This is a genomic window from Streptomyces sp. DI166 (assembly GCF_900091315.1).
Taxonomy (GTDB): Bacteria; Actinomycetota; Actinomycetes; order Streptomycetales; family Streptomycetaceae; genus Streptomyces; species Streptomyces fuscus.
The window spans coordinates 40918-50630 of the sequence record NZ_FLSP01000065.1; the positions used below are offsets into that span (position 1 = coordinate 40918).

Below are 9713 nucleotides of genomic sequence, written 5' to 3' on the forward strand. Positions count from 1 at the left end.
CGCATGGACGCCCCCCATACCCCTGAGCGACCGCGAGCCCCCAGACTGACGGACGCGCAGGCCGCGGAGCAGGAGACCCGGGGACTGGTTGGGGGGCGGGGTGCCTACGGCTTCCTGAGGCGGCGGCGGAGTTCGAGCAGCTCCCGCAGACGGCCCCACGCCTCCTCGGCCCGGCTTCCGTCGCCCAGGCGGTAGTGCAGGGCGCGGCCCAGGCGCACAGGGGTGGGGCCGGTCGGCGGTGGGTCGCCGACGACCGTGAACGCCACGGGGACCGGCGCCGGTTCCAGCCGCGCGGGGACCGTCAGATCACGGCGGGCCGCACGCAGCGAGGTCAGCAGGGAGACCAAGCCGTACCCGGAGCCGAGTTCCGCGGCCAGGGTCTCGATCGCATCGAGGGGTACGTCCTCCTCGGCGCCGTATCCGAGGGCGAGCGCGATGTCCTCCTCGACCCCGGCCGGGGTGCGCAGCACGCGAAGGGTGGCTACGGCCGGCCGCTCGGGGTGCCCGACGGCGACCAGCCAGGTCGACCGGGGGGCTCGCGAGCGGGCGAGGTCCGTCAACTGGCGTGTGGACCAGGGCAGGTTGACCGGTTCGGCGGTGCTCCATCCGGCGGGCGGGCGCCCGGTGAGGTGCTGCCAGGCCGTCTCCAGGGACCGCCCGAGCACGAGGTCCGCCTCGGCCGGATGCCGGGTGCGCAGGGTCAGCAGGAGCTGGCGGTCGCCGGTATCGATGAAGGGCGCCGACTGCGCTGCCGCGCCGGTGGGCGTGAAGGCACCGTCCTTCCAGTGGAGCCGGGCGCCCGACAGGCCGTCGTAGAAACCGTGCTCGGGGTCCTGCACGACCCAGCGGTTGGGCAGGCCCCGCAGGGCAGTGCGGGTGGGCAGGGAGAGGCGGGTGGTGGGCGGGGTGACGATCTGGAGGGCGAGTTCGCCCTCGGCGGCGGTGCGCAGGGCGTCCGACAGCCAACTGGTCAGCGGGACGATAGGGCGGTCCTGCATCACCACGGCCGCACGCTCGGTGAGGACGTCCACGGCCGGGGTGGCGGAGGCGGGCACCGCGGAGACGTCGGGGGCGATCGGGACGACGTCGGTGGTGGCCGCTTCCGGGGGCCAGACCGTGCCGCCCAGGACGGTGGCCAGGCGTCCGGCGAAGGAACCGGCGAGCCGTCCCGCCTCGGGCGCCGCCGTGGAGGCGCGGGCCTCGGTCCACCACACCGGCCCGTCCGCCACGGGATGATCCAGCAGCCGTGCCGTCTCGCCGGGGACCTGGACCAGGACGGGCGCCTCGACCGAGACCAGCGGGCGTCCGCCGGGCGCGCACAACTGCACAACGGCGCCGTCGGCGAGGGTCCGTACCCCGATGTCGGGACCACCCGCGTACAGGCCCGCGAGCAGCGTGGGCAGGTCCGGCATCTTCGGAGTGAGGGCGATGACGTCCTTGGTCACGGGTTCTCTTCGTCCACTACGGCGGTCTGGATGAGCTGATGGGGGCGGCCCCGGCGGACCAGGGTGCCCCGCCCCGGTGGCTGCCGGGAGGCGTACAGGCCGGGGAAGAGCTGGCCCTCGCTGCGTTCCCCGGTCATCACGAGGGTCGTGGCTCCGGTCTCCCGCAGGCTGGTCAGGAAGGGTTCGAACAGCGCCCGCGCGGCGCCGGACATACGCCGTGCGACGACGAAGTGCAGGCCGATGTCCTGGGCGGAGGACAGGTACGGCAGGAAGGGCGCGAGCGGCTGCTGGCCGGCCGAGGTGAGGATCTCGTAGTCGTCGACGAGGATGACGATCCGCGGTCCGGTGAAGGACGGTTCACCCGTCCCCGGTGCGTCCGGGTCGGCGGTCTCGGGCAGGCGCTTCTCCAGCTCGGCCGCGATGCCGGAGGACAGCGCGGCGGCAAGCTTGGTGTTGTGCGCGTAGCCGCCGCGGTAGGGCTCGGGGACGACTCCGCGCAGGCCGCGGCGGGGGTCGTAGACGCCGAAGACCAGCTCCTTGTCCGTGTGCCGCGCGACGAGTCGGCGGGTGATCAGCTTCAGCAGGTTGGTCTTGCCGCACTCGTTGTCCCCGAGGACCAGCAGGTGCTGGTCGGCGCCGGTGAGGTCGAGGAGCACCGGCGCGAGGGCGTCCTGGTCGACGCCCAGGGGGATACGGGCCGGGTCGTCGTGCTCGGCGAGCGCGGTGACCGGCAGGCGGGCGGGGAGCACCCGTACGGGCGGGGCGACGTCCCCGTGCCAGGCGGCCCGGACCGTACGGACGGTGGCTTCGAGGGCCGCGCCGAGGTCGTCCTTGGCCGGCCGGCTGTCGATACGGGGCAGGGCGACCTGCGCGAACAGCTTGCCGTCGGTCAGCGCCCGGCCGGGCACGTCCGGGGTGAGCGTCTCGGAGAGCTTGCGGTCGACGGAGGAGTCCGCGGGGTCGTTCAGGCGCAGTTCGATCCGGGTGCCGAACATCGACTGGGCGGCGATCCGCACCTCGTTCCAGCGCAGCATGCCCGCGACGACATGGATGCCGTACCCGGCGCCCCGCTTGAGCAGGTCGGACACGGCGTCGTCGAGTTCGGCGAACTCGTCACGCAGGGCGCCGAATCCGTCCACGAGCAACACGATGTCGGTGGCGCCCAGTTCGGGCAGCCGCCCTTCGGCGCGCAGTCGGCGCAGCCGGTCGACGGAGTCGATGCCGTGCGCGCGGCACAGTTCCTCGCGCTGGGCGAGCATGGCGCGCACCTCGGCGACCGTGCGGGCCGCCCGCTCGTGGTCGGCGCGCCCGGCGATACCGCCGACGTGCGGCAGTCCGGCGAGTGCGGCGAGGCCGCCGCCGACCAGGTCGAGGCCGTACACGGCCACGTCGTACGGGGTGTGGGTGAGCGCCAGGGACAGGGCGAGGGTGCGCAGCAAGGTGGTCTTGCCGGACTGCGGTCCGCCGATCACCGCCAGATGGCCACCGGCGAGGGTCAGGTCAAGCTCCCAGGGCTGCTGGCGCTGGCGGGCGGGGTCGTCGAGGGTGCCGAGGGGTATCCGCAGCGGGCCGCCACGGTGCGCGAGGCGGAGTCCGCGCTGGTCGGCGGTGAGCGGACCGGCGGCCGTGTCCAGGGTGACCTCGGCGGGCAGCGGGGGCAGCCAGATCCGGCGCACCGGGGGTGCGGCGGTGGCGAGCTGGCGGACCATGTCCGACAGGACGGTGGGTCCGGTCTCCCGCCGGGCGGGCTCCTGCGCGGGGGCGGCTTCCCGCTTCGGGGTGTGGTAGGCCGGGTAGGGGCGGACGAGCGGTTCGTCCGGACGTGAGGCGGTAGGCCGGTGGTGGGCGCCGGAGACATATCCGGCCTTGAACCGCTCGTAGGTCGAGGTGTCGACCTTGAGGTAGCCGAAGCCGGGCAGCGGCGGCAGGTGGAAGGCGTCGGTGGTGTCGAGGACGGTGCGCGACTCGTCGGCGCTGAACGTGCGCAGGCCCAGGCGGTACGACAGATAGGTGTCCAGGCCCTTGAGCTTGCCGCCCTCGATGCGCTGGCTGGAGAGCAGCAGGTGCACGCCGATGGAGCGGCCGATACGGCCGATGGACAGGAAGAGGTCGATGAAGTCCGGCTTGGCGGTGATGAGTTCACCGAACTCGTCGATGACGACGAACAGGTGCGGGAGCGGTTCGAGGTCCGGCCGTTTCGTGGCGCGCAGTTCGGCGTAGTGGCCGATGTCGGCGATGTTCCCGGCGTCCTTGAGCACCTGTTGCCGTCGGGTGACCTCGCCGGCCAGGCTGGTGTGGACGCGCTCGACGAGCCCGGCCTGGTTCTCCAGGTTGGTGATCACCCCGGCCACGTGCGGGAGTTCGGTGAAGGGGGCGAAGGTGGCGCCGCCCTTGTAGTCGACCAGGACGAGGGACAGGTCCTCGGGAGAGTGGGTGGCGGCGAGCGCGAGCACGAGGGTGCGCAGCAGTTCGCTCTTGCCGGAGCCGGTGGCGCCGACGCACAGCCCGTGCGGGCCCATGCCGAGCTGTGCGGACTCCTTCAGGTCGAGCAGCACCGGCTCGTGCCGGTCGGTGACGCCGATGGGGACGCGCAGGAAGTCGCGTTCGTCGCGCGGCGCCCACAGCCTGTGGAGATCGAGTTCGGCCGGGTCCTCGATACCGAGCAGCGCCGGGAAGTCGACCGGCCCGGAGACCGGTGTGCCCTCGGCGGCGGACTCTGCGGACAGCCGCAGCGGGGCGAGCATCCGGGCGAGGCCCTCGGCGGTCGCGGCGCTCACCCGGTCGACGGTCCCCGTGGCGGCGCTCCCTGGGGCGGCCTTGCCCGTGGCGGTGCTCACGGGGTCGACCGTGCCCGTGGCGGCGGGACCGCGCAGGTCGTCCACGACGATCCGGTCGCCGTCGACGGTGATGCGCACGCTCACCTGGTCGGGCTCGTGAACCTGGCGCTCCAGCAGGTGCAGCACGGTCACACCCATGTCGGCCATGGCCACCGCCGAGTCCGGCAGCGGGAGTTCGGCCGCGGTGTCCCCGTGGGTGTCGCTGACGACGAGCATGCGGGAGGTCAGTCGCAGGGCGTCCGCGCCGCGTCCGGTGAGTCCCCGGCGCACCTCGGCGGCGTATCCGGCGCGCTGGCGCAGCTCGGCGGAGCAGAGCCGGGCCAGGCCGGACAGGTCCGGGGCGATCCGGCGGGCGGCTACCGGTCCGTCGAAGGTCCGGGGATCGAGGACGTGGGGCAGCCACTTCGCCCAGGCCCACTCCGGCTCGTCACCGGTGGCGAGGGCGAGGGCGACGTCGTCCGGGGCGTGCGTGACGGCGGTCTGGACGAGCAGGGCGCGGGCGACGCGCAGGACGTCCTGGCGTTCGCCGATGATGCTGACGTTCCCGGCCCGGTCCAGGGGGACGGTGAGCGGGAAGTCGGTGGCCGTGCCGAAGCGGCTCTGCAGGGCGCGGGCCTCGTTGAGCATGAACGGGTCGGGCGGGGTGAGGACGCCGCCCGTGCCGTTGTGGGCGATGGTCAGCTCCTGCGCGGGCACGTCTCCGGTGCCGGCCCGCACCCGCAGGAAGTCGGCGTCGGTACGGCGCCGCTCCCACAGCCGCGCGGGGTCCCGCAGGATGTCGTAGAGGGCCTCCGGGGGCGGGTTGAGCAGCCGGGACTCCTTGCGCCGCGCCCGCTCGGCCTCGCCGAGCTCTTCGCGCAGCTCCTCCAGGTACTCCAGATAGCGCTCCCGCTGGACGCGCCGCATGCGCTGAGCCTTGCCGCGCTGGGAGAGGAACAGGGCCACGGCGCCGAGCAGCGCGACGACCAGCACCATGGCGCCGATCGCGGCGAACCGGCTGTTGCGGATCACGGTCATCAGTACGACGGAACTGACGACACCGGCCATGGGCAGCAGCGCGGTGGCGGCGTTGCCGACCTTGCCCTCGGGGAGGTTGGGCGGAGCCTCGACGGTGCGGGGAGCGGCGGGGGCGAGGGGCAGGGTGGAGCGCGCGGGCCGGTGGACGATCTGCTGCGTCACCGGGCGCTCACCGCTCGCCGCATCGTTTCGGCGGCCAGACTCACGGCCGCCTCACGGGTGCTCCGGCCCAGCATCGCGGTGTGGATGGGCCCTCCTTGGGCGAGATGGCGGTCGTAGGGGATCGGGACGACCGGGACGCCGGGCTCGCGCAGATACGCGGCGGCGGCCTTCGGGTCGAGGGTGGTGTCCGGGGTGGCGGCGCTGAGGGCGACCACAGTGGCGGCGAGGGCGGAGTGCGGCAACTGAGCGAGCCAGTCCAGTACTTGGCGGGTACCCGCCACGCCCTCGGCGGTCATGGGGGCGACCACGACACGGGCGTGCGCGGTGTCCATCGCGGTCCGCGCCACGTCGCCGGGCAGGGTCTCGCAGTCCACGACCGTCACCGCGAAGTAGCGGCGCAGGGCGAGGGTCACGGTGCGGTAGGTGCGTACGTCCAGGGGCGGGCCGACCCGGCCGTTGCTCGCGGGGAGCAGCCAACCGCCGTCGGCGACGGGCACCAAGTAACCGGTCAAGTCCGTGAGTTGCATGGAGGGCGTGAGCATTCGGGCGAGATCCGCGCAGGACCAGCGCACGCTCTCGGCGCCCATCCGCACCGGCAGCGTGCCGAGCGCCGCGTCCGCCTCCAGGGTGAGCACCGGGTCGTGCCGGTAGTGGTTGAAGGTACGGCCGAGCAGCGCGGCGACCGTGGACTTGCCGACGCCGCCGCGGATCGAGGTGACGGCGATGACCCGGCCGGTGGTGACGGGCTGCTGCACCTCCTGGGCGAGGCGCGTCTGCTGGGCGACCTCCTGGGAGGCGGAGGCGGTGAGCCGACGCAGCGAGCCACCGGCCCGGCGGGTGACGGAGTCACCGTGCTGGGGGCGGCCGAGGGCTATGGCTATGCGGGGGTCAATGGTGGGGGTGGATTCGGGGGCGGGGGCTGGGGCTGGCGCCGGGGCCGGGACCGAGGTGGGGATGCGGGGGTCGGGGGTGGGGCGGGGGGTGGGGGTTGGGGACGGGGCCTGTGCCTGGGCGGGGGCCGTGTGGGGCTCCGGGGTGGCGGATTCCGGGACGGCGGGTGCCTTGGCGGGCGCCGGGGTGGGTTCCGGAGCGGCGGGCGCCGGGGTCGCGGGCACCTGGACGGCGGGCTCTGGAACGGCGGGTGCCGGCGCCCCGCCGGTCAGCTGGCGCAGCACGTCGCCCTGCCAGTCGTTCCCTCCCCCGGTCATGCCGCCCTCCCCTTCTACGCGAAGGTGCCCAGCAGCCGCCCGTACACCCCGAACACACCGATGACCAGCGGGAACAGGGCGATCACGGCCAACGACTCCAGCAGGTCGCCGGCCCGTCGCAGCCGCACCCGCACATGCTCGGCCGGTTCAAAGGTGAGCGCGACGACCGGAAGGGCGGCAAGGAGGCCGAGCACGGCGACAGGCCCGGTGGCGTCCACGGCACGCTCCGCCCAAACGACCACCAGCCGTACGGCGACGGCCGAGGCGGCGAGCAGCAGCACGACGACCTCGGCGGTGAGCGGGAAGGCGCGGGCGCGCAGGGCGAGGGTGAGGGCGATGACGGCGGCCAGTGAGACGGTCCACGCGGAGGGGTCGCGCAGCACGAGTACGCCCGAGGCCGCGGCGGAGGCCGCCAGGACGACGGTGGCGAGGGCCAGTCCTCGGTGGGTGGCCGCGAGGGCGGTGCCGACCTGGTACCGGCTGACCGAAGCGCCCCCGGTGCGGCGGTCGTCGAGCCCTGTCAGACCGGAGGCCATGAGGGCGAGCCGGGGAAGCAGCCCAAGGCCGACGACGGCGACGACAGCGAGCAGGGACCCGGCCCTGACCTGCTGCGCGCTCGTCTCGACCCCGCCTTGCAGGGCGAACCCGGCTTCCCAGAGGACAAGGAATCCGCCGAGTGTCGCGCCCCCGATCAGCGCCCCGCGCCCGACGGGGGTAAACCACCCAACGAGCAGCATGCTGAGGGTCGCGGCCCCCGCCACACCGGCCAGCCGCGCGGGCGCGCCCCAGTCGTAGGCGTCGGCGCAGGTCCAGGCGGCGAGCACGGACAGGGCGGCGGCGGTGGAGAGGAAGGTGGCGGCGAGGGCGTGGCGCCGGGCGCGGCCGAGGAGAACACCGGCGAGGGCGGAGAGGGGGGTTGCGGAGAGAAGCGCAGTCCCCACTGTGGCGAGTTCAAAGTGGCTTCGGGCGAGGAGCGCGGCGGCCACGGCCCACAGCACGGTGGCGGCACCGGCGACAATCCGCCGAGACGAGGGGCTCCATCGCCACGCCCGGAGGTCGAGGTCGTCGGCGACTTCATCGGTGACGTCGTGTACGACGGGCGCGGAGGGGGCGTCCTCGGCGCGCACCAGCCGCAGCACGGCGCCGTCGGATATACCGGCCGACTCCAGGGTGCTGTCGTGCGCGAGCGCGGAGCCGTCGGCGGTGACGAGGTGCCGCAGCTCGGGCCGCGCTCCGACCCGGTCGTCGAGCAGCCGCATGACCTCCGGCAACAGCACGCCCACGGGCTCCTGGGACGGCAGCACGAGGTCCACCCGGCGCCGCTCACCGACGAGAGTGACCCGGCTGAGCGCGGTACGGCTGCGCGCCGTCGGCGTACTCAAGGCCCCCGTGGAATTCACGCGTTCGAACCTATCACCGGGCACCGACACCGGTTCCGTGCCCGGAGGAGGGCACGGACGCCCCGTACGGGCTCTTCCCGATGACCCTGTTCTCCACGAACGACCACCCGACACATCCGGCACACACGATCGCGGCGACCACCACTCCCGCGAACACCTTCCCCAACCGCTCATCGAGCGACCTCCGCTGACGCTGGGCCCCGAAGAGGAGGGCATCACGGAGACGGCGTCGGCGGACGGAGACGGATTCGAGGAGTTGGTTGTCGTAGTCGTGGGCGGTCACGTGGGGAACTCGCCGAGCCAGGCACGGTTGAGCAACTCACTGGGGATGTAATCGGATTCGACTTCGATCGGGAATCCCGCGTCGTAGGCCAGGCAGGTTACAGCGAGCGGGCCAAGTGCGAGGTAGCCCTCAACGCTCTCTTCCCGTTCCTCTGTGGCAGTCCAGAAGTCCTTGTGGAGTTCCAGCGCCTCGACGAGCGCCCGATTGAAACCCTCGCGGTCCTTGCGAAGGAACATGTGGAACAGGTTGATCGGCTGGTAGAGGATCTTGTCCAAGAGATCCCGGTCAGCGATTCGCGCAACGTCCGGAGAGGAAAACTGAATTGCTGCCATCAGCTTCTCTCCGAGCCCCGGCCGCTCCAGCCAGTACGTCTGCAGGGAATCAATCCAGTAATAGACGTACTCGTCGTACTCCTTACCGGACTGACGGAGCAAGTCGAGCGGGATCTCGCACAGTTGGGTCATGCGGGCTTGCTCCCGGCAGACGATGGACAGCCAGAACGCGGTGAGCCAGTTGCCCGCGTTGATGTAGTACTGCGGACCGGTCGCCGGAATTGCTCGCAACTGGTCAGCGATGCGGCACTCAATGGTCCCACCGGTGCGGTTCGCCGCCCCAAAAGCTGCGGCGCTCACCTGCATCGCTGTCACGGTGGCCTCCCAGGTCCGGAGGTCTGACGCGTCCGGGTTGGATGCCAAGCGTGCGCACAGGTGGTCCATCGCCTGACCGAGCGCACCGTCGAACATGCGGGGCAAGCGTTCCAAAGTTGAGATGGTGTCGGCGAGGCCCTCGGCAAGGACCAGTGCGTACCCTTCGTCATCGGGCCCGGAGCTGCCGTGTCGAGTCACCCTCACTGCCACTGAATGCCCCCATTAACCGATGTCGAACTTGTGTACCTCGTAGCCATCGTACCTGGATCCATCGACCTTGCCCTTCACGAGTATGTAATCCACCTTCCCTTGTTTAAGGGCACGCATCAACTCATTAGCAAGTTTTGACTCACTGGGGATTTTTCGACCCCGCATACGCATGCGCTGAATGGTGTCTATGAAGTATTCAGACGAATTCGAATTGCTGGACGCTAGCAACGAATACTCGGTCGCAATGAACGAGCGAACGAAAGCTGCCGAGGCCTACGGCGAGGCGATCGCCGAGCATCAGGTAATTCCTGAGCTGTACCCGAACTCCACTAAGGAGACCTTGCACGGGCCGGCAAACGGTAACTTTCGCTTTGATCAGGTTTGGCGCCGCAAAGACGGCGGGTTTGTCGTCGTGGAGGCCAAGGCCACGACTGGCACGTCCCTAGGTAAACGTGACCTTCTTTCTACTGGTGGAGAGGGTGTATTGCCTCGATCAGGTGGCAC

The 9713-nt window shown here is 71.8% G+C and carries 6 protein-coding genes and 1 pseudogene; 1 reads left to right on the forward strand and 6 read right to left on the reverse strand.

Annotated features, from left to right (window positions below; translation table 11 throughout):
* Window positions 1-104: 104 nt before the first annotated feature.
* Genes GA0115233_RS27405 through GA0115233_RS27430 form a run of 6 tightly spaced genes read right to left on the reverse strand, consistent with a single transcriptional unit; the run spans window position 105 to window position 9095 of the window.
* Window positions 105-1445, reverse strand: coding sequence for a DUF6177 family protein (locus tag GA0115233_RS27405; protein WP_093722981.1), 1341 nt, complete (start codon window positions 1443-1445; stop codon window positions 105-107).
* Complete coding sequence (eccCa, locus tag GA0115233_RS27410) at window positions 1442-5461, reverse strand: type VII secretion protein EccCa (protein ID WP_093722982.1); 4020 nt, start codon at window positions 5459-5461, stop codon at window positions 1442-1444. The genes GA0115233_RS27405 and eccCa overlap by 4 nt, the downstream gene beginning before the upstream one ends.
* The gene (locus GA0115233_RS27415) at window positions 5458-6669 is read right to left on the reverse strand and encodes a hypothetical protein (protein ID WP_093722983.1); all 1212 of its coding nucleotides are present in this window, start codon (window positions 6667-6669) and stop codon (window positions 5458-5460) included. The genes eccCa and GA0115233_RS27415 overlap by 4 nt, the downstream gene beginning before the upstream one ends.
* A 14-nt stretch (window positions 6670-6683) precedes the next feature.
* On the reverse strand, window positions 6684-8051 hold the full coding sequence (eccD, locus tag GA0115233_RS27420; RefSeq protein WP_093722984.1) for a type VII secretion integral membrane protein EccD: 1368 nt from the start codon (window positions 8049-8051) through the stop codon (window positions 6684-6686).
* 31 nt (window positions 8052-8082) lie between these two features.
* Window positions 8083-8352: a hypothetical protein gene (locus GA0115233_RS41920; RefSeq protein ID WP_093722985.1), complete on the reverse strand. Its 270-nt coding sequence runs from the start codon at window positions 8350-8352 to the stop codon at window positions 8083-8085.
* Window positions 8349-9095, reverse strand: coding sequence for an immunity 49 family protein (locus tag GA0115233_RS27430; protein WP_250742374.1), 747 nt, complete (start codon window positions 9093-9095; stop codon window positions 8349-8351). The genes GA0115233_RS41920 and GA0115233_RS27430 overlap by 4 nt, the downstream gene beginning before the upstream one ends.
* A gap of 301 nt (window positions 9096-9396) precedes the next feature.
* Here GA0115233_RS27430 and GA0115233_RS40700 point away from each other — a divergent pair.
* Window positions 9397-9713, forward strand: a pseudogene (locus tag GA0115233_RS40700) (hypothetical protein); the annotation flags it as partial.